22 protein-coding genes, 1 pseudogene and 1 riboswitch are annotated in these 18,233 nt (G+C 68.8%); of the genes and pseudogenes, 11 read left to right on the top strand and 12 right to left on the bottom strand.

The window, feature by feature from the left end; translation table 11 throughout:
- Window positions 1-48 precede the first annotated feature (48 nt).
- On the bottom strand, window positions 49-540 hold the full coding sequence (locus QYL93_RS14555; protein ID WP_305744299.1) for a DUF2147 domain-containing protein: 492 nt from the start codon (window positions 538-540) through the stop codon (window positions 49-51).
- A gap of 170 nt (window positions 541-710) precedes the next feature.
- Between QYL93_RS14555 and QYL93_RS14550 the strand changes: the two genes are divergently transcribed.
- From QYL93_RS14550 to QYL93_RS14540, 3 genes are all read left to right on the top strand, one after another.
- On the top strand, window positions 711-1,466 hold the full coding sequence (locus tag QYL93_RS14550) for a response regulator (protein ID WP_305744298.1): 756 nt from the start codon (window positions 711-713) through the stop codon (window positions 1,464-1,466).
- Window positions 1,463-2,767 (top strand): HAMP domain-containing sensor histidine kinase, encoded by a 1,305-nt coding sequence (locus tag QYL93_RS14545; protein WP_305744297.1) that lies wholly within the window; start codon window positions 1,463-1,465, stop codon window positions 2,765-2,767. Before QYL93_RS14550 ends, QYL93_RS14545 begins: the two co-directional genes overlap by 4 nt.
- A 64-nt stretch (window positions 2,768-2,831) precedes the next feature.
- On the top strand, window positions 2,832-3,611 hold the full coding sequence (locus QYL93_RS14540; RefSeq protein WP_305744296.1) for a DUF72 domain-containing protein: 780 nt from the start codon (window positions 2,832-2,834) through the stop codon (window positions 3,609-3,611).
- Here QYL93_RS14540 and QYL93_RS14535 read toward each other — a convergent pair.
- On the bottom strand, window positions 3,608-3,913 hold the full coding sequence (locus QYL93_RS14535; RefSeq protein WP_305744295.1) for an acylphosphatase: 306 nt from the start codon (window positions 3,911-3,913) through the stop codon (window positions 3,608-3,610). The genes QYL93_RS14540 and QYL93_RS14535 overlap by 4 nt on opposite strands.
- Window positions 3,914-4,130: 217 nt before the next feature.
- On the opposite strand from QYL93_RS14535, the gene QYL93_RS14530 reads away from it, so the two are divergent.
- The 3 genes from QYL93_RS14530 to QYL93_RS14520 all read left to right on the top strand — a co-directional run bounded on the left by QYL93_RS14530 (window position 4,131) and on the right by QYL93_RS14520 (window position 6,099).
- Window positions 4,131-4,379 carry an ATP-binding protein gene (locus QYL93_RS14530; RefSeq protein ID WP_305744294.1) on the top strand — a complete coding sequence of 83 codons (249 nt, stop codon included), beginning with the start codon at window positions 4,131-4,133 and terminating at the stop codon, window positions 4,377-4,379.
- Between the two features lie 34 nt (window positions 4,380-4,413).
- Window positions 4,414-4,542, top strand: a complete 129-nt coding sequence (locus QYL93_RS14525) for a hypothetical protein (RefSeq protein ID WP_305744293.1) — start codon at window positions 4,414-4,416, stop codon at window positions 4,540-4,542.
- Between the two features lie 156 nt (window positions 4,543-4,698).
- Window positions 4,699-6,099, top strand: coding sequence for a homoserine dehydrogenase (locus QYL93_RS14520; protein WP_305744292.1), 1,401 nt, complete (start codon window positions 4,699-4,701; stop codon window positions 6,097-6,099).
- A 9-nt stretch (window positions 6,100-6,108) separates the two neighbouring features.
- Here the strand turns inward: QYL93_RS14520 and QYL93_RS14515 are convergent, their stop codons facing one another.
- Together QYL93_RS14515 and QYL93_RS14510 are read right to left on the bottom strand one after the other, a co-directional pair.
- Window positions 6,109-6,747 carry an FMN-binding negative transcriptional regulator gene (locus QYL93_RS14515; protein WP_305744291.1) on the bottom strand — a complete coding sequence of 213 codons (639 nt, stop codon included), beginning with the start codon at window positions 6,745-6,747 and terminating at the stop codon, window positions 6,109-6,111.
- 3 nt (window positions 6,748-6,750) lie between these two features.
- Window positions 6,751-7,233, bottom strand: coding sequence for an OsmC family protein (locus tag QYL93_RS14510; RefSeq protein WP_305744290.1), 483 nt, complete (start codon window positions 7,231-7,233; stop codon window positions 6,751-6,753).
- Between the two features lie 78 nt (window positions 7,234-7,311).
- On the opposite strand from QYL93_RS14510, the gene QYL93_RS14505 reads away from it, so the two are divergent.
- Window positions 7,312-8,763, top strand: coding sequence for a PLP-dependent aminotransferase family protein (locus QYL93_RS14505; protein WP_305744289.1), 1,452 nt, complete (start codon window positions 7,312-7,314; stop codon window positions 8,761-8,763).
- On the opposite strand, the gene QYL93_RS14500 is transcribed toward QYL93_RS14505, so the two are convergent.
- Window positions 8,764-9,798, bottom strand: a complete 1,035-nt coding sequence (locus tag QYL93_RS14500; protein ID WP_305744320.1) for an MBL fold metallo-hydrolase — start codon at window positions 9,796-9,798, stop codon at window positions 8,764-8,766.
- A 133-nt stretch (window positions 9,799-9,931) separates the two neighbouring features.
- Here QYL93_RS14500 and QYL93_RS14495 point away from each other — a divergent pair, with 133 nt between their 5' ends.
- The 3 genes from QYL93_RS14495 to QYL93_RS14485 all read left to right on the top strand — a co-directional run bounded on the left by QYL93_RS14495 (window position 9,932) and on the right by QYL93_RS14485 (window position 13,236).
- A complete protein-coding gene (locus QYL93_RS14495; RefSeq protein WP_305744288.1) occupies window positions 9,932-10,570 on the top strand; it encodes a TetR/AcrR family transcriptional regulator in 639 nt (212 codons plus the stop codon).
- Between the two features lie 68 nt (window positions 10,571-10,638).
- Window positions 10,639-11,205: a gamma carbonic anhydrase family protein gene (locus tag QYL93_RS14490; protein ID WP_305744287.1), complete on the top strand. Its 567-nt coding sequence runs from the start codon at window positions 10,639-10,641 to the stop codon at window positions 11,203-11,205.
- 117 nt (window positions 11,206-11,322) lie between these two features.
- The gene (locus tag QYL93_RS14485) at window positions 11,323-13,236 is read left to right on the top strand and encodes a radical SAM protein (RefSeq protein ID WP_305744286.1); all 1,914 of its coding nucleotides are present in this window, start codon (window positions 11,323-11,325) and stop codon (window positions 13,234-13,236) included.
- A gap of 19 nt (window positions 13,237-13,255) precedes the next feature.
- Here QYL93_RS14485 and QYL93_RS14480 read toward each other — a convergent pair.
- Together QYL93_RS14480 and QYL93_RS14475 are read right to left on the bottom strand one after the other, a co-directional pair.
- Window positions 13,256-13,663 (bottom strand): annotated as a pseudogene (locus tag QYL93_RS14480) (hypothetical protein); the annotation flags it as partial.
- A 9-nt stretch (window positions 13,664-13,672) separates the two neighbouring features.
- On the bottom strand, window positions 13,673-14,329 hold the full coding sequence (locus QYL93_RS14475) for an ankyrin repeat domain-containing protein (RefSeq protein ID WP_305744285.1): 657 nt from the start codon (window positions 14,327-14,329) through the stop codon (window positions 13,673-13,675).
- A gap of 41 nt (window positions 14,330-14,370) precedes the next feature.
- Here QYL93_RS14475 and QYL93_RS14470 point away from each other — a divergent pair, with 41 nt between their 5' ends.
- Window positions 14,371-15,063 (top strand): HAD family phosphatase, encoded by a 693-nt coding sequence (locus QYL93_RS14470; RefSeq protein ID WP_305744284.1) that lies wholly within the window; start codon window positions 14,371-14,373, stop codon window positions 15,061-15,063.
- 3 nt (window positions 15,064-15,066) lie between these two features.
- On the opposite strand, the gene QYL93_RS14465 is transcribed toward QYL93_RS14470, so the two are convergent.
- The 5 genes from QYL93_RS14465 to QYL93_RS14445 form a co-directional block, all read right to left on the bottom strand.
- On the bottom strand, window positions 15,067-15,429 hold the full coding sequence (locus QYL93_RS14465; RefSeq protein WP_057200462.1) for a hypothetical protein: 363 nt from the start codon (window positions 15,427-15,429) through the stop codon (window positions 15,067-15,069).
- 37 nt (window positions 15,430-15,466) lie between these two features.
- Window positions 15,467-15,934, bottom strand: a complete 468-nt coding sequence (locus QYL93_RS14460; protein ID WP_305744283.1) for a roadblock/LC7 domain-containing protein — start codon at window positions 15,932-15,934, stop codon at window positions 15,467-15,469.
- Entirely contained in the window at window positions 15,927-16,505 is a 579-nt protein-coding gene (locus tag QYL93_RS14455) for an ATP/GTP-binding protein (RefSeq protein WP_305744282.1), read from the bottom strand. Before QYL93_RS14455 ends, QYL93_RS14460 begins: the two co-directional genes overlap by 8 nt.
- A complete protein-coding gene (locus QYL93_RS14450) occupies window positions 16,505-17,521 on the bottom strand; it encodes a hypothetical protein (protein WP_305744281.1) in 1,017 nt (338 codons plus the stop codon). Before QYL93_RS14450 ends, QYL93_RS14455 begins: the two co-directional genes overlap by 1 nt.
- A gap of 148 nt (window positions 17,522-17,669) precedes the next feature.
- Window positions 17,670-17,781, bottom strand: a riboswitch (cyclic di-GMP riboswitch).
- Between the two features lie 133 nt (window positions 17,782-17,914).
- The gene (locus QYL93_RS14445; protein ID WP_305744280.1) at window positions 17,915-18,187 is read right to left on the bottom strand and encodes a hypothetical protein; all 273 of its coding nucleotides are present in this window, start codon (window positions 18,185-18,187) and stop codon (window positions 17,915-17,917) included.
- Window positions 18,188-18,233: the final 46 nt, after the last annotated feature.

Here is an 18,233-nt window from a genome sequence, read left to right as displayed (position 1 = left end):
AAGGGGGATGAGGAAAGAGGGGCGCGGCTCAGGCGGGCCAGGGCACGGTCATGGCAGGGCCCCAGCGCCTGCGGTGGGTGCTGGCGTAGGCCGGCGCCAGACCTGCGTCTTGCCGAACAGCGCGATGCCCACGTAGGCGTGCACGCGCAGTTGGTCGGTGCCGGCGGGGGTGAGCGTGGCGCTGTAGGTCTTGGCGTTTTCGCGGTTGTAGATTTCGCCTATGTGTTCGTTGGCGCCGCTTGGCTTGAAGCCCGAGAGCAGGGTCATGCCCAGGGCCGGGCGCTTGTCGGCAAACTCGCCGGCCTGCCCTGGGCCGGCCATGGAGCGGTTGGCCATGACCTTGACGACCTTGCCGCACAGGGTGGCGCTGCCGCTGCTGCAAGGGGCGACCTCGACTTCGAGGTTGCCGCTTTCGGTGACCCAGCGGCCCAGCGGGGCCCGGGCTTCGGTGCCGGCCTGCTGGGCACCGGCGGGTGGCAGTGCGGCGTACAGGGTGAGTGCGGCCAGCAGGTGGAAGGCGGTGGCAGACTGCGGTGTCATGGAGGAGCCCTCGTGGTGAAGTTCAGGAAGACTGCATTGAAGCCAGCCCAGGTATCGGGCGTTTGTCCTGGCGGGGGCTTTTGGTGTGCGCAGGTGTCACGGCTGCGTGCCGACAAGTTGGGATACAAACCCGCTGCGGGCGCGCCCGCATTGCCCGGAGAATCGACCCCATGCAGCAGCAGCCTGAAGACCACGTACTGATCGTCGATGACGATGCCGGCATCCGCGAGCTGGCGGCCCAGTACCTGCGCAAGCAGGGCCTGCAGGTGACCGTGGCGGCCGATGGGCGGCAGATGCGCGCGGTGCTGGCGGGCACCCGCATCGACCTGCTGGTGCTGGACCTGATGCTGCCCGGCACCGACGGAATTGCTCTGTGCCGCGAGCTGCGCAGCCCCGGCGCGCCGGCGCTGCCCATCATCATGCTGACGGCGCGCAGCGACGAGGCAGACCGCATCCTGGGCCTGGAGCTGGGGGCCGACGACTACGTGACCAAGCCCTTTGCCGCGCGTGAGCTGCTGGCGCGCATCCACGCGGTGCTGCGGCGCACGCGCATGCTGCCGCCCAACCTGGCAGTCACCGAGCCGGCGCGCGAGCTGGCGTTTGGCGACTGGCGGCTGGACACCACGGCGCGCCACCTGCTGGACGCGAGCGGCGCGGTGGTGGCCCTGTCGGGTGCGGAGTACCGGCTGCTGCGCGTGCTGCTGGACCACCCGCAGCGCGTGCTGACGCGCGACCAGTTGCTGCAGCTGACGCAGGGGCGCGATGCCGAGGTGTTCGACCGCTCCATCGACCTGCTGGTGAGCCGCGTGCGCCAGCGTTTGGGCGACGGCGTGCGTGGCTCGCGCTACATCAAGACGGTGCGCAACGAGGGCTATGTGTTCTGCGCTGCGGTGCAAGCCGCGCAGGCAGGGGCGGGAAGCGCATGAAGCGCTGGTGGCCGGGCTCTCTGTTCGGGCGCATTTTGCTGGTGCTGGCCCTGGGTCTGGCGCTGGCGCATGCGCTGACCTTCATGCTGGCGGTGACCGAGCGCAGCATGAGCATGCGCAACGCCATGGTGGGCTACCTGGCAAGCGACGTGGCCAGCTCGGTGGCGGTGCTGGAGCGGTTGCCTGCCGCCGAGCGCGGCCAGTGGCTGGCGCGCCTGGCGCGGCGCAATTACCGCTTTGTGCTGGCCGAGCCGCTGCCGGTGCCCGCCAGCCAGTCGGCCCTGGCGCTGCTGGTGGCAGGCGCCGTGGCAGAGGCGCTACCGCCCGGCCGCCCGGTGCAGGTGGTGGACCCCGGCGTGCCGGGCACCGAGCTGCGGCTGCAGCTGCGCCTGGCCGACGGCACGCCGCTGGCGGTGGACATGGACGAGCCCCGGCTGCAGGTATCGCCCTGGGTGCTGGCGGCACTGGCGCTGCAGCTGGTGGTGCTGGTGGGCCTGTGCGCCTGGGCCGTGCGCGCGGCCACCCGCCCCTTGAACGTGCTGGCCGACGCCGCCGATGCCCTGGGCGCCGCGCAGGCGGCGGCGCCCCTGGCCGAGGACGGCCCGCGCGAGGTGGTGCGCGCCGCTGCCGCCTTCAACCGCATGCAGCAGCGCATACAGGCGCACCTGCAGGAGCGCATGCAGATCCTGGCGGCGGTATCGCACGACCTGCAGACGCCCATCACGCGCCTGCGGCTGCGCGCCGACCTGCTGGACGACGCGCCCCTGCGCGACAAGCTGCACGCCGACCTTGCCGAGATGCAGTCGCTGGTGGAGGAGGGCATTGCCTACGCGCGATCCCCACAGGCCGTGCGCGAGCCCCTGCAGCGCGTGGACCTGCGCGCGCTGGTGGAAAGCCTGGCCATGGACTACGCCGACGCGGGCATGCCGGTGCGCGTGCTGCACGCGGCAGGCGGCATCTGCGACACGCGCCCGCAGGCGCTGCGCCGTCTGCTGTGCAACCTGGTGGACAACGCGCTCAAATTTGCGGGAAGTGCCGAGCTGGCGGTGGAAGCCGGAACACAGGGCCCCTGGTGCGTGCGCGTGCTGGACCGCGGCCCGGGCATACCGCAGGCGGACCTGGCCACCGTGCTGCAGCCCTATGTGCGGCTGGAGGATTCGCGCAACCGCGGCACCGGCGGCACGGGCCTGGGCCTGGCCATTGCGAACGAGCTGGCCCAGGCGCTGGGCGGGCGCCTGGTGCTGGCGCCGCGCGACGACGGGGGCGAGGGGCTGGAGGCACGGGTGGAGTTGCCGGCATAGCGCTGCCGCCGGGCCGCGCTGGTACAGTGCCCTTTCCGTGGATAGACTCGTGACAGGGAACGCCATGACAGACACCAGCAGCAGCAACAGCCACATCCGCATTGGCATCGGCGGCTGGACCTTCGAGCCCTGGCGCGACAACTTCTACCCGGCGGGCCTGCCGCACGCCAAGGAGCTGCACTACGCCAGCCGCCAGCTCACGGCCATCGAGGTCAACGGCACCTACTACAGCACCTTCAAGCCGCCCACTTTTGCCAAGTGGCATGGCGAGACGCCCGATGGGTTCATGTTCTCGCTCAAGGCCAACCGCTTTGCGACCAACCGGCGCGTGCTGGCCGAGGCGGGCGATTCGATCAGCCGCTTTGTCGACAGCGGCATCTCCGAACTCAAGGACAAGCTCGGCCCCATCGTCTGGCAGTTCATGCCCACCAAGCAGTTCGAGCCGGGGGATTTCGAGGCCTTTCTGGCGCTGCTGCCCAAGGCGGTGGATGGGCGCACGTTGCGCCATGTGCTGGACGTGCGGCACGAGAGCTTTGCCACACCGGCCTTCATCGAACTGGCGCGCCGGTATGGGTGCGTGCCGGTGCATACCGATTCCGAAAAATTCCCGGCCATCGCCGATGGGGCGGCCGATTTTGCCTACTTGCGGCTGATGCGCAGCCAGGCCGACGTGCCCACCGGCTATACGCCCGAGGTGATTGCGCAGTGGGCCCAGGGCGTGCGCACCTGGACGGGTGGCGAGCGGCCGCGCGATGTGTTCGTGTACTTCATCAACGGCGCGAAGGAACGGGCGCCGGCGGGGGCGATGGAGTTGATCAGGCAGCTGGCCGCAAAGACCGGCTAAAGGGTTGCGCGCTGTGTGAAGCCCTGCGGTGGCTCACCGCCATCGGGCACATTGCCCACCACCACGCGGTCCACCTGTGCCTGCGCCGGCCCCTGGTGCGCCCAGTCGACGAGGGCCTGCACCGCCTGCGGGGTGCCCCAGGCACAGGCCTCCACCCGGCCATCGCTGCGGTTGCGCACCCAGCCCTGCACGCCCAGGCGCTTGGCTGCCTGGGTCATGGACCAGCGGTAGCCGACCCCCTGCACATGGCCGGTGATGAGGAGGTGGCGGGTGATGGAATCGTTGGCGGTATCGGCATTCATGGGGGCACTTTAGTGCAGTGTTTCATGCTGTCTGGCAAATAAAAGGCGTCTTTTCGGCCCTGGCCGCGTTGCAAATCCTCGCGATATCACTCGGTATCGGTGTGGTTTGCGCCTCGCCAGAACCAAAAATCCATCCTTTTTATCATTGCCTTCCAGCATAAAACACTGCACTGACGCGTGGCTTGTGGGGCGCACGTTGCGGGGGCACACTGCCCGCATGAGCACAGCCCCACGCAAGGCCCTGCCCGCCATCGATACCGACCGCTGCACCGGCTGCGGCTGGTGCATCGGCGTGTGCCCGCCGCACGTGCTGTCGCTGCAGGTGCAGGGGCCGCACAGCTGGGGGCCCAAGCGCTCCATGCTGCACGACGAGCCGGGCTGCACAGGGTGCGCGCTGTGTGCGGTGCGCTGCCCGTTCGATGCGATACGGATGGTGCGAACCACGGGCCATGCAACAACCCCTTGACGCCCCCCACGCCCAATCCGCTACACTGGCAACCATGTCGTACACCTCCATCCACACCGCACGTGCTGCCGCTGCCCCCATGGGCATGGCCATGATGCTGCCTGCGTTCACGCGGGCGATGGGTGCACGAATGATTACCACCATTACCCCCGCGGCCACCTGAGCACGCGCAGGTGGCCGTTTCGGCAGCCACCTGGTGATCGCTCTCCCCTCCTCCCCGGAATGAACGAATGAAACCCAGCTCTGGCAGCTGGGTTTTTTGTTTTGTTCGTTTGTTTTTTGGCTGCCTGGCAGCCAGCAACCCGGAGAAGGAAGCCTTATGTACCGCGATCCCGTCCAGTCCCTAGCGCCCCAGCAGCACGACCACATTGCCAGCACTATGGCCATGCCTGCTGCCACCCGCCCGCTGCGCGTGGGCCTGATCGGCATTGGCACGGTGGGCGCGGGCACCTTTCGCGTGCTGGCGCGCAACCAGGCCACCATTGCCGGGCGCGCGGGACGCGGCATCGAGGTGGTGGTGGTCGCAGCGCGCAACCTGGCGCGCGCAGCCAGCGTGGTGGGCACCGGCGTGGCGCTGACCAACGACCCGATGCAGGTCGCCACCCACCCCGAGGTGGACGTGGTGGTGGAGGCCGCAGGCGGCACCGGCCCGGCGCGCGAGTGGCTGCTGGCGGCCATGGCGGCGGGCAAGCATGTGGTGACGGCCAACAAGGCGCTGCTGGCGGTGCATGGCAACGAGCTCTTCGCCGCCGCGCGCCAGCACGGCGTGGCGCTGGCCTACGAGGGCGCGGTGGCCGTCAGCATCCCCATCATCAAGGCGCTGCGCGAGGGCCTCACGGCCAACCGCATCGAGTGGGTGGCGGGCATCATCAACGGCACCACCAATTTCATCCTGAGCAAGATGCGCGACGAGGGCCTGGGGTTTGCACAGGCGCTTGAGCAGGCGCAGGCCCTGGGCTATGCCGAGGCGGACCCGGCCTTCGACATCGAGGGGGTGGATGCGGCGCACAAGATCACGCTGCTGGCGGCCAATGCCTTCGGCATGCCGGTGCACTTTGCCGATGCGCAGGTGGAGGGCATCACCGCGCTGCAGGGGCTGGACGTGGCCTGTGCGGAGCAGCTGGGCTATCGCATCAAGCTGCTGGGCGTGGCGCGCAGGCAAGGTGATGCTGGAGTGGAGCTGCGCGTGCAGCCCGCACTGGTGCCCACCACGCACCTGATGGCGCATGTGAATGGCTCGATGAACGGCATCATGGTCAAGGGCGATGCGGCCGGGGTGACGATGTACTACGGCGCGGGCGCCGGCTCGGAGCAGACGGCATCGGCCGTGATCGCCGACCTGGTGGACGTGGCCCGGCTCGATGGCACGAACGCGGCGCAGCGCGTGCCGCACTTGGGGTTCCATGCGCATGCGGTCAACGACAAACTGGCCGTGCTGCCGCGCGCCGCCGTACACACGCGCCACTACCTGCGCGTGCCCGTGCATGCGGCGCAGGACATCGGGGCCGTGGGCGCCTGGCTGGCCGCGCAGCAGGTGCCGGTGGCGCAGGTGGCGCTGGCGGCAGACAAGGCGCTGCCCCCCGGCAGTGGCGCCCAGGTGCTGGTGCTGACCGACACGGTGGCCCAGGCCACGGTGGACATGGCCGTGCATGCGCTGGCGGCGCACCCGTCGGTGGCCGGGCCGGTGACCACGCTGCGCGTGGAAATGCTCGACGCCTGATTCAGCAGGCTATGCGGGCGCGCCCTGCTGCACCAACGCGGCCATGGCCAGCGCCGCAGGCGTGCCCTCGGCCGTCAGGCCGGCCACCACGCCGGCGCGGTCGGTGTCGGTGCGGTTCTGGCTGACCTTCCACACGCCCTCCCAGCGCTCCACCGCGAGCTCGATGCCGACGATGGCGCGCATCATCTGCTCGATGTAGGCGGGCGGTGCGTCGTCCAGGCGCCAGGGCTCGGCGCGGTGCGCTTCGTGCGCCTCGCTCAGCGTGTGCAGGATGGAGCGCAGGGTGGCCGGGTCGTCCTTGAGCGCGGTGAGCGTGCCGTGGGCGTGCACGGTGGCGTAGTTCCAGGTGGGCACCTGCTTGCCGTCGATGGCCTTGGAGGGGTACCAGGTGGGCGAGATGTAGGCCTGCGGCCCGTGGAAGATGGCCACCGCCGTCTGCGGCAGCAGCGGCCATACGCTGTTGGCGCGCGCCACATGGCCGACCAGCGTGCCGTGCTCGCCGCGCGTGGGGTCGAGGTACAGCGGCACGTGGTTGGCATGCAGCGCGCCTTCGTGCGTGATGACCAGCGTGGCCAGGGGCTGGGCACGCACCAGGGACTGCAGCACGGCAGCATCGGCCACGCGGAACTGGCGGTTGGCATTGGCCATGGCTCAGCCCCCTTCGCTCAGCTGCAGCACGGGCGCACAGTCGATCTGCGTCTTTACCGAGTTGGCCAGGAAGCACGAAGTGTGGGCCTTGTGGTGCAAGTCGTCGAGCTGCTCGGCGCTGGGTGCGTGGGCCGCATCGAAGCGGGTGACCGGCTTGAGCTGCACATGGGTCACGACGAGCTGGCCCGCATCATTCTTGGCCATGGTGCCCACGGCGGCGTCGCTGTAGCTGTCGAGCCGGTAGCCCGCGCGGCTGGCGAAGTCCATGAACCACAGCATGTGGCAGCTGGACAGCGCAGCGACATAGGCCTCCTCGGGGTCGACCGCGGCGGCGTCTGAGTAGGGCAGGGGCACGACATGGGGCGAGGACGATGCGGCCACGGTGGCGCCGCCGTCGAACTGCCAGGTGTGGGCGCGGTGGTAGCGCTTGTCGAGGAAATCGTCGCTGCCGCGTTGCCAGGTGATGGTGGCGTAGTGCTCTGCCATGGGGGTGCTTTCTCGGGGGTGGTGCCTACAATGGTTCCTCAGTTTATGGCCGTGTTACCACATCCAGGGGGCCAATTCATGCCGATTGCCAGAGCCAATCCGACTGCCAGCACCGCCACGCTGCGCCAGCAGGTCTACGAGCGCCTGCGCGGCGCCATCGAGCAGGGCAGTCTGCGCGCGGGTACGCGGCTGCCGCCCTCGCGCGAGCATGCGGTGGCGCTGGGCGTGTCGCGCAACACGGTGCTGTGGGCCGTGCAGCGCCTGCAGGCCGAGGGCTATGTGGAGCCGCGCGTGGGCGATGGCACCTATGTCTCGCAGGCGGCCGGGGGCGCCACTGCCCGCACGCAGCAGCTGGTGGCGCCGCCGCGCGGCCTGTCGCGCCGGGGCCAGCTGATCGCCGACACGGCGGCGCGCTGGAACCCGCCGGTGGCGGTGGCGCGGGCCTTTCGCATGGGGGCGCCGGAGGTGGACACGTTTCCGTATGCGGTGTGGGACCGCCTGGCGCGCCAGGCCGGCCCCGGCCAGCGCGCGGCACGCGCGCAGTACCTGGACCCGGCCGGTGACCCGCAGCTGCGCGAGGCGGTGGCGCAGTGGCTGTGGGCCTCGCGCGGCATCCGCTGCGATGCGGCCCAGGTGGTGGTGTGCTCGGGCTCGCAGCAGGCCATCGACCTGATCGCGCGGCTGCTGCTGGACGTGCTCGACGAGGTGCTGGTGGAAGACCCTGGCTACCCCGGCATACGCGCGGCGCTGCTGGGCCACGGCGTGCGGGCCCGGCCCATGGCCATGGATGGCGAGGGCGCCTGCATTGCCGAGGCCACGGAGCGCTGGCCCGGCGCGCACATGGCGGTGGTGACGCCCACGCACCAGTACCCCACGGGCGGGCGCATGGGCCTGGCGCGGCGCCAGGCGCTGCTGCAGTGGGCGCGCACGCACGATGCCTGGGTGGTGGAGGACGACTACGACGGCGAGTTCCAGTACGGCGCGCAGCGCGTGCCGGCGCTGTGCAGCCTGCCGGGGTCGGAGCGGGTGCTGTACGTGGGCACCTTCTCCAAGACGCTGCACCCGGGCCTGCGCCTGGGCTTCATCGTTGCGCCGCCGGCGCTGGTGCAGCCGTTTGCCATGGCGCGCGCCATCACCGACCGGCATGCGCCCGGCGATGCGCAGGCGGTGCTGGCGCAGTTCATTGCCGAGGGGCACCTGCTGCGCCACCTGCGCCAGATGCGTGAGCTGTACCAGGCACGCCAGCAGGTGCTGCGCGACGCGCTGGCCGATGCCAGCGACGGCGCGTTGCAGCTGGCCGCCAGCGACCGGGGCATGCATCTGCTGCTGGAGCGCGAGCCGGGCAGCGACGACGAGGCCCTGTGCCGCCAGGCCCAGGCGGCGGGGGTGATGCTGGCGCCGCTGTCGCGCTATGCGATGGAGTCGCAGCGGCGCGGCTGGCTGTTTGGCTACGCGGGCTTTGATGTGCCGGAGATCAAGTCAGCAGCCCGCATCGTGGGCAAGCTCGCCCAGCGCCTGCCAGGCGCCTGATCACTCCGCGCTGCGCCACCAGCTTTGCGACAGGGCAGGGCTACGGATGTCCAGCCGCTCGCCCATCACCGGCGCCACCAGGGGCACCTGGCTCGCAGCGGCCAGCGTGGTGATGCGCTCGAAGGGCTCGTGCCAGGGGTGCAGGGCCAGGTCGAAGGTGCCGTTGTGGATGGGCATCATGTGGCGGCCCTTCACATCGCGGTGGGCCTGCAGGCTTTCTTCGGGCTGCATGTGCACGTCGGGCCACTGGGCGTCGTAGGCGCCGGTTTCGACCATGGTCAGGTCGAACGGACCGTAGCGCTCGCCAATGGCCTTGAAGCCGTCGAAGTAGCCGGTGTCGCCGCTGAAGAAGATGCGCGTGTCGCCGGCCATGATGACCCACGAGGCCCACAGCGTGCGGTTGCCGTCCGACAGCGTTCGGCCCGAGAAGTGCTGGGCCGGGGTGGCGACGAACTTCACGCCGCCCACGCTGGTGCCCTGCCACCAGTCGAACTGCTGCACCTTGGCGGCCGGCACGCCCCAGGCGATGAGACGGTCGCCCACGCCCAGGGGGGTGAGGAAATGCTCGACCTTGGGCGCCAGCTTCTGGATGGCGTCGAAGTCCAGGTGGTCGTAGTGGTCGTGCGAGAGCACCACGCCGGTGATGGGCGGCAGCTCGTCGATGGTGAGCGGCGGTGCGTGAAAGCGCTTGGGACCCAGGAACTGGAAGGGCGAGGCGCGCTCGGAAAACACCGGGTCGGTGAGCCAGAACTTGCCGTCGAGCTTGAGCAGCATGGTCGAATGGCCCAGGCGCCACAGGCTCTGGTCGGGTGCGGCCAGCACGTCGGCGCGGGTGAGCGGCTTGACCTCGATGGGCTTGGCGGGCACGGTGTTGGCCGGCTTGTCGGTGGCAAAGCGCCAGAAGATGGCCACCGTCTTGAAGAAGCCGGGGGCCTGGCGCGGGGCCACGTTGCGGAACTTGCCGTCCACGTACTGGGGCGACTGCTCGTACGACGCGGAGGGCAGGGTGGCACAGGAAAGGATGCTGTAGGCCATGGCGGTGATTGCGGTGAGGATGAGGAGGATTCGGGGCACGCGGCGGAACATGGGATTGCCTTTTCGAAAAAGTGCACTGCACAGTGTAGTGTTGTTTTTAAAAAAGTAAACTGCCCGGTGTAAAATTTGTCCTATGCACCCGATAGTCCCCCCTGCCGCCCCCACCCGCCTGACCGACCGCAAGCGCGAGGCCATCGTGCAGGCCGCCATCGCGGAGTTCCGCGAGCATGGCTTTGCCGGCACCAGCATGGACCGCGTGGCCGCGGCGGCGGATGTCTCCAAGCGCACCGTGTACAACCACTTCCCGAGCAAGGACGAGCTGTTCGAGGCCATCCTGGGCCAGCTGTGGGAGCGCGGCCACTCGCTGCCCGAGATCCGCTACGACGCAGGGCAGCCCCTGCGCGCGCAACTACTGGCCGTGCTGGAGCAGAAGATGCAGTTGCTCAACGACGCAAGCTTCATCGACCTCTCGCGCGTGGCCATGGCCGAACTGATGCACACTCCCGAGCGCGCCCGCTCCCTGGTGGACCGCCTGTCCGAGAAGGAGGAGGGCCTGCCGCAGTGGCTGCGCGCCGCCCAGCAGGACGGCCGCCTGCGCACCGGAGTCGACGCCCAATACGCGGCCCACCAGCTGCATGGCATGGTCAAGTCCTTCGCCTTCTGGCCCCAGCTGGCCATGGGCCAGCCGCCGCTGGCACCCGCGCTGCGCCAGCAGGTGCTGGAAGATGCGGTGGACATGTTCCTGGGGTTCTACGCCATCGGACAACCATAGCCCTGGGGCGGGGGCCATCGGATTTGCACTACGCTCGGCGCTTTGCATCCTGAGCCCTCACGAACCCCATGCCCCTCGCTCCCTACCTCGATACCGCCCCGGTGCTCGGCACCGGCGTCTTCGTGCACGAATCCGCCCAGGTGATCGGCGACGTCACCCTCGGCAAGGATGCCTCCGTGTGGTGCAACGCCGTGCTGCGCGGCGACGTGAACCGCATCGTGGTGGGCGAGGCGACGAACGTGCAGGACCTGAGCATGGGCCATGTCTCGCACCGCAATGCCAGCAAGCCCGAGGGCTCGCCACTCATAATCGGCAGCCATGTGACCATCGGCCATGCGGTGATCCTGCACGGCTGCCGCATCGGCGACGAGTGTTTGATCGGCATGGGCTCGATCGTCATGGACGATGCCGTGATCGGCGATCGCGTGATGCTGGGCGCCGGGAGCCTGGTGTCGCCCGGCAAGGTGCTGGAGAGCGGCTACCTGTATATCGGCCGGCCCGCCGTGCGCCAGCGTGCGCTGACGGACCAAGAGATCGCCTACCTGCGTTATTCGGCCGAGCACTATGTGCGCGTGAAGAACAACTACCTGGCGGGCACGCCGGATGCGGCGGTGGTGCCGCCCCAGCCGCTGTAACCACCAGAGGGAGGCAGACGCCCCCTCTGGCAAGGGTTAAGGGCCTGGCGGGATAATCGGGCACTTCTTCCACGATTCCCCACGAGGCGGCACTGCATCGCCCTGGCCGCCCCCACCATGTCTGCCCCACCGCTTCGCGTCCTGTCCGTCATCCCGCCGATGACGCAACTGAACACGCCCTACCCGTCGACGGCCTACCTCACGGGCTTTCTGCGCTCGCGCGAGATCACGGCGGTGCAGGAAGACCTGGCGCTGGCCCTGGTGCTGCAGTTGCTGTCGCCCGATGGCCTGCGCGCCGTGGCGGCCAAGGTGGCTGCGCTGCCGGCCAAGAAGCACAGCCCGGCGGTGCAGGCCTTTGCGGCGCAGCGCGACCGCTACCTGGCGACCATCGCGCCGACCATCGCCTTTTTGCAGGGGCGCGACACCACGCTGGCGCACCGCATCGTGGGCCGCAACTTCCTGCCCGAGGGGCCGCGCTTCGCCACGCTCGACGTGTACGTGGACGACGAGGGCGGCGACCCGCTGGGCTGGGCCTTCGGCGCCCTGGGCCTGCACGACCGGGCCAAGCACCTGGCCACCTTGTATTTGAACGACCTGGCCGACGTGCTGCGCGATGCGGTAGACCCGCGCTTCGAGTTCGTGCGCTATGCCGAGTCGCTGGCGGGCAGCCAGCCCACCTTCGAGCCGCTGGCTGCCGCCCTGGCCGGGCCGCTGAACCTGGTGGACGAGACCCTGCGCACGCTGGCCCTGGCCGCAGTGGAGCGCCATGCACCCACGGTGGTGCTGCTGTCGGTGCCCTTCCCCGGGGCGGTGTACGCGGCGTTTCGCATTGCGCAGGCGATCAAGGCGGCGCACCCGCACATCGTCACCGTGCTGGGCGGCGGCTTCGTGAACACCGAGCTGCGCGACCTGACCGAGCCGCGCGTGTTCGACTACTTCGACTACGTGTCGCTGGACGCGGGCGAACGCCCGCTGTTGGCGCTGCTGGAGCACATACAGGGCCAGCGCGGGCGCCAGCGCCTGGTTCGCACCTTCGTGCGCGATGCCGAGAGCGGCGCGGTGCGCTACATCAACATGCAGGAGGCGGACATCGCCTTTGCCGAGGTGGGTACGCCCACCTGGGACGGGCTGCCGCTGGACAAGTACTTGTCGCTGCTGGACATGCTCAACCCCATGCACCGGCTGTGGAGCGACGGGCGCTGGAACAAGCTCACCGTGGCGCACGGCTGCTACTGGAAGAAGTGCAGCTTCTGCGACGTGAGCCTCGATTACATCAGCCGCTACGAGGGCGCCTCGGCCAGCGTGCTGGCCGACCGCATCGAAGCCATCGTGCGCGAGACAGGGCAGACGGGTTTCCACTTCGTGGACGAGGCGGCGCCGCCCAAGGCCCTCAAGACCCTGGCCACCGAGCTGATCGAGCGCAACGCCGGCATCTCGTGGTGGGGCAACATCCGCTTCGAGAAGACCTTCACGCCCGAACTGGCAGAGCTGCTGGCCGACAGCGGCTGCATCGCCGTCTCGGGCGGGCTCGAAGTGGCGTCGGACCGGCTGCTGGACCTGATGAAGAAGGGCGTCTCGGTGGACCAGGTAGCGCGCGTCACGCGGGCCTTCACCGACGCGGGCATCCTCGTGCATGCCTACCTGATGTACGGCTTTCCGACGCAGACGGTGCAGGACACGGTGGACGCGCTCGAATACGTGCGCCAGCTGTTCGCCAACGGCTGCATCCAGAGCGGGTTCTTCCACCGCTTTGCCTGCACCGTGCACTCGCCCGTGGGCAAGGCGCCCGAGGAGTACGGCGTGACGCTGGAGCCCCTGCCGCCGGTGAGCTTTGCCAAGAACGACATCGGCTTTCACGACCCTACGGGCGTGGACCACGACGCACTGGGCGGCGCGCTCAAGAAGGCCATCTACAACTACATGCACGGCATCGGCGTGGAGGAGGACGTGCGCAGCTGGTTCCCCTTCAAGGTGCCCAAGACCACGGTGCAGCGCAACCGCATCGAGAAGGCACTGCAGCAGCGGGGGTAGAGGAGCCCGTCGACAGGCCCTATGCGACGGCCGCCATGTAGGCCAGGACACTGTCAAAGTCCGCCTGATCCCCAGGCTCCTTGTACAGCGTCTCGAAACCCTTCCTCAACAGGCCGACCAGGTGGTCCCGGTTGCCGAGCAGTTCTGCCTGGAGCGCCGGGTCCTGCGCCAGCAGCTTGAAGATCTCGATCTTTGCCAGAAGCTGGCCGCTTTTGTTGTCAAAATTTTCGGCATTGAGGTCCAGGAGATTGCGCATATTGCGCATGCCCGAAGTTTTGGCGCCATGCGCCATGAGTGACTTCACCGCTTGGGGCAGATGGTTGGAAACCGCCATTTCGATGGCATGGTGGTAATAGTCGTTGCGGGAGGCGTTGGGATCGGCGCCGTGCTTGAGCAACAGGTCCACGATCTTCGGGGAGGAGTAGCGACAGGCTTCTTACAGATGGAGCGCGCCCTTGTGGGCGAGATTGGGATTGGCGCCGTGTTCCAACATGAGCTGGACGATTTTCACGCTCTTGTTGCTGATGGCCTTGCTCAGGCACGAGTAGCCGGAGGAGAGCTTGCTGTTGGGATCGGCGCCCTTTTCCAGCAAGGCCTGGACAGCGGCGACATTCTTGGACAAACCGATGGCGCGGATGAAGGCATAGGTCGGGTAGTTCAGCTCGCGCTCGGCGGCCTCGATGGCCCGGCCCACGCGGCCCAGCTGCGCGGTCGGGGCCAGGGTCTTCATCAACGCCACCACGTCTGCGGGCGGCTTCTTCTTGCCGTCGATGAAGCCGTATTCGAGCTTGCGCGCGACCTCGTCGTCCACCAGCTCCGCATGCAGCGCGTGGCAGACCTTGGACAGGGGACCGATGAAATCCCCGACGTCGGTGGAGCCTGAGGTGAAGGCCGCATCGATCACCCGGCCCGAGCGCTCATAGTGGTCGAAGCCCAGGTGGTCCGTGGGGTGGATGGTGATCTTGCGGGCGGCGCAGAAGGCCTTGATGGCCGCTTCGAGCGCGGCGCCGTCAGGGGTGCTGAAAACCGCGTGCAGCGCATCGGCATCGGTGTCGTTCTTGCAGACCAGCGTGAATCGCGTCGTGTATTCCATGTTCCCTCAAGTATTGGTTTTTTTGCAGGCATCATATTTCGATGCAGACACTTCGCCCGCCCTTCACCGCCGCCATCTTCGACATGGATGGCCTGCTCATCGATTCGGAGCGCGCCACCATGCGCGCCTGGACCGAGGCGGCGCTGACACTGGGCGTGGTGCTGCGCGAGCCCGACTATCTGCAGGTAGTGGGCAAGGCGGCGCAGGATTCCGATGCCATTTTGCAGATGCACCTGGGCGGGGTGGTGCCGTTCGAGCAGGCCCTACTGGCCGTGCGGGCGGCGCTGGAGGAAGGGGAGGGCCGAGAGCTGCTCTTTCCGCTCAAGCCCGGTGCGGCATCGCTGCTCGCGCAGTTGCAGGCCGCAGGCATTCCGTGCGCGGTGGCCTCGTCGTCGCGCACCGACGAAATCGCGCAGCGCCTCGCGCGCGTGGGCGTGCTGCAGCACTTCGCGGCCGTAGCCGGTGGCAATGAGGTGCTGCGCGGCAAGCCCGACCCGGCCCTGTATGCACTGGCTGCCGCGCGCCTTGGCGTGGAGCCGGCGCAGTGCCTGGCCTTCGAGGACAGCCACAACGGTGGCTGTGCCGCCCTGGCTGCGGGCATGGGGCTGGTGGTGGTGCCGGACCTGCTGCAGCCAGCGCCCGAGGTGGCGCAGGCCTGCGTGGCCGTGCTGGGTTCGCTGAAAGAAGCCCTGCCGCTGGTGCCGCGCTGGTTCGCGCCGGGCGCCAGCAGCTGACCGTCAGATGTTGGTCTGCGCCTCGGCTTCGAGCACCTTGCGGCGGGCCATGGCCAGGTTGGCGCGGCTGCGGTCGAGCACGTAGTAGATGAACAGGCCGTCGTGCTTTTCCACCGGGCGAATGATGTGGTACTGCTGGGTCAGCGTGATCAGGATGTCCTCGATGCTGCCCGCCAGGCCCAGCGACTTCATGGTCTTCATCTTGGCGCGCACGACCTCGGTGTTGCCGGCGGCGGCCAGCTCCAGGTCCAGGCCCGTGCCCACCGATTCGAGCAGCATGCCGCTGTTGTAGTCCACCAGCGCGGCGCACATGGCGCCCTCGGTCTGCATGAGCTGGTTCAGGAGTTCTTTGGGGGTGAATGCCATGGCGTGGTCTCCGATGGTAGTGGAACAGGGAACGGAACTACAAAGACGGGGCGCTGCCCGGTTGCGGCGTGGCAGCGCAGGCGGAAACCACCTGGTCCGCCGTGTTGCGGCAGCTCCAGAGCAGCTTGCCCAGCAGCGACGATTCGTTGGTGACCACGGTGAGCACCAGGTCGCCCGAGGGCACGGGGACGTTCATCGAGACGATGTGGCCGCTGCCCGACTCAAGGATCAGCCGCTCGGGTGCACTGTGCCCGGCCTCGCGCGTCATGGCGCCGGCCAGCGCACTGAGCGAGCCGGACATGGCCGAGAGCCGGTCGGCGTCCTGGCTGTCGGAGAGGGTGGAGGCCACGGTGAAGCCGTCGGCACTGGCCAGGGTGGCGCTCAGGATGCCGGGCGTGCCGCGCTGAAGTTCGCCCAGCAATTGGGCCAGCTGGGCGATGGTGACCAAGCGCAGCGCCGTGCCAGCGGACGAAAATCCTGGGGTGCTGCCAATGCTGCTACTCATGTTCGATCTCCGCCATGCTCACCAGAACCGACAGCAAGAGGCGCACGTCGGCATCGCGCCGCACGTCCACCTCGAGCACGGGGGGGTTGTATCCGAGGGCGCCCAGCTGCTCGCAGTAGTCCACGATGCCGGGCGAGGGGTGCGTGTCGAGCCGGCCAACGCCGACCACGGTGCGCCGCCCCGGCACGTGCGGGGCGAAGGCCTTGAGGTAGCGCGCCACCTCGCCCACGGGGTCGGGCTGCGAGTTGTCGGCCAGCACGATCAGGCCGAAGGCACCGGCGCCCAGGATGTCCCACATGAAGCGAAAGCGCTCCTGCCCGGGCGTGCCGAAGAGCTTGAGCACCCACTGGTCGCCCAGGCGGCATTCGCCGTAGTCGAGCCCCACGGTGGTCATGGTCTTGCCGGGCATGGAGAGCTCGGCACCGCCGGTGATGGGTACGTCGGTGGAGAGAACCTCGCCATCGCTGATGGCGCGGATCGCGGTGGTCTTGCCGGCGCCCATGGGCCCCGTGAAGACGATCTTGAGATCGCGCGAGGTGCCCGCGGACACGGCGGGTGCAGGGGAGGGCATCACCATAGCTTGAGCCGTTCACGCAGGTTGCCGAGCCATCCCGGCGGGGTGGCTGCGGCCGGTGGGTCTGGAGGCTTCGCGGCGCCTGCGGCGGCTGGCGCCGCCGGGGACCGGGCGGGGGCAGATGCAGCACCGGAGCTGCCCTCGTCCACCGCCAGCCCCAGCGCCAGGCAGGCTTCGAGGAACCAGCGCACGGTGGCCTCGGGCACGCCGCTCCTGGCGCAGGCCTGCTCGTAGCTCAGCGCCTGGCTGGTGAGCAGCGCCGCCAGGCGAGGATGGCCTGCGGCGGTGAGGCCCACCGCATCGGGCCAGCGCGAAAGCCGGTAGTGGCCGGAGCGCGCTGGGGCGCTGGCACCCGTCTGGGCCAGCCGCATGGCCAGGCCCCACAGCAGGTGGCGCAGGCTGTGGGCGGGCACGGAGCGGATGAGCTCTTCCTCCACCGGGCTGACGCGGTGCGGCTCGCCCAGGGTGTAGGCACCCGAGAGCAGCACCTCCATGGGCATGGAGGTGTGCACCAGCTGCTGCACGAAGTCGAACACGATCTGCTGGCCGGCGCTCATGGGCACCACGGCGCGGCGGCGCTCGGCCGTGCGGGTGCGCTCGCCCAGCAGCTCGAACAGCGCGCGCTGGCCCTTGACCGGGTCGAACTGCGACACACCGTGCACGCGCTGGGTGGCCGACTGCAGGACGGCGATGACATTGGTCATGCGCAAGGGAGTGGCCACCGTGAGATCGGCGGTGGTTTCCAGCGCCGCCCCCACGTCCTCGGGGTCGATCACGCGCACGGTGATGCACGGGGCATGGAAGCGGTAGGGCCAGTGGCCCGGAACGAAGACCACGTTGCACTCGGCCAGTTGCTCGCTGAACCGCGCCCGGATGTTCACCCCGCCTTCGAGCAGCCGAACCAGGGCGCGCAACACCAGCTGGTCCTTCTGCGCAATGTCCTGGGTACCGATGACAAGCCCGTCGCCCATATCAAGCCCCATGTGCAGGATGGCGCCCGTGAAGGCGGCCATGGATGGCCCGGCCCGCGCTCGAAGCAGGAAGATCAGGAGCAGAAACGGCGAGCGCGGGACCTGGGCGGTGTTGCATCGCTGGGGCGGCCTCTCGGTGGTGGATACGACGACCCTGAGACGGCAGCTCCCCTGAGCAACCCTGATCAAACGTGGCAGTCCCGCTGTCATGGGCCCGGGAACAGGTAGATAACACGTTCTCAGGGCCGGTAGACCGGTGACTTTGCGGACCCGGCTTTCGCGCGGGGGGGCCGTTTCAGTGCTTTTCAGTATAGGGGAATGGGTTGCGCTGGCAACCCTTGATTGGCGCGCCCAGGCACCCGCTCACGGCAGGCGTTTTTGGGTGTTGTTCTGGCGCACACACCACCAGCATGGCGCTGCTTGGGGGGGGCCCGGTTACTTCTGCTTCTGGTAGGCCTTGTCGGCTGGGGGGCCGCGGTCCGTGTCCTGCAGGCCACGCTGCACATCGCGGTAGGCCTGCTGCACCTGTGCGTCGGGCTTGCCGTGGGTCATGTCCACCGACTGGTCGCGCTCATGGGGCAGCTTGGGGCTTTCTTCCTGGGGGGCGTTCTGCGCATCGGCATCGCCGCTGGTCGGGGTGCTGGCCGTCTGGCGTTTGGTGGTGTCCACCGAGGGTTCGTTCTTCTGGCGGTCGGCGATGGTGGACATGGGGTTCTCCTGGGCGCCGCGGGGGCGCAATGGTTGTCGTCGTCCA

It is taken from the genome of Acidovorax sp. A1169 (genome assembly GCF_030704685.1).
Lineage (GTDB): Bacteria > Pseudomonadota > Gammaproteobacteria > Burkholderiales > Burkholderiaceae_C > Acidovorax.
This window is presented reverse-complemented; position numbering and strand designations above follow the sequence as displayed.